The sequence below is a fragment of the Tamlana crocina genome (assembly GCF_012037625.1).
In genome coordinates this window covers 1-325 of the sequence record NZ_JAAVJS010000665.1, presented here as the reverse complement: position 1 = coordinate 325, position 325 = coordinate 1, and the positions used below count along the sequence as shown (strand labels likewise).

Annotated in this window: 1 protein-coding gene; it reads right to left on the bottom strand. The window is 42.2% G+C overall.

Annotated features, from left to right (window positions below; translation table 11 throughout):
- The coding region (locus HC176_RS18485; protein WP_342448725.1) for a chemotaxis protein CheB at positions 1-307 on the bottom strand (307 nt) is incomplete at its 3' end.
- Between the last annotated feature and the right edge of the window lie 18 nt (positions 308-325).

Here is a 325-nt window from a genome sequence, read left to right as displayed (position 1 = left end):
AGTAGGTGAAATCTATTCCTTTTCTTATGCGCAGTAGAGCCAGAATCTGCTTATAAATATCGGCGTTTTCTGTTTCCAGTTTCTTTTCGGCGCCATCGGCATCACGGAAATTACTTACCACTTCCAAAATTCTCTGCGGCATCTCTCTCGGTGGTAATAGATAATCTACCACTCCTTCCTCTATGGCAGATCGCGGCATTGACTTATATTCAGCCGTCTCTTCAGTTTGAGCAAAGGTTATTCCTCCGTTTTCTTTTATAGCTTTTAATCCTGCTGTGCCATCAGATCCATTTCCTGTTAAAATCACTCCTATCGAATGAGACTG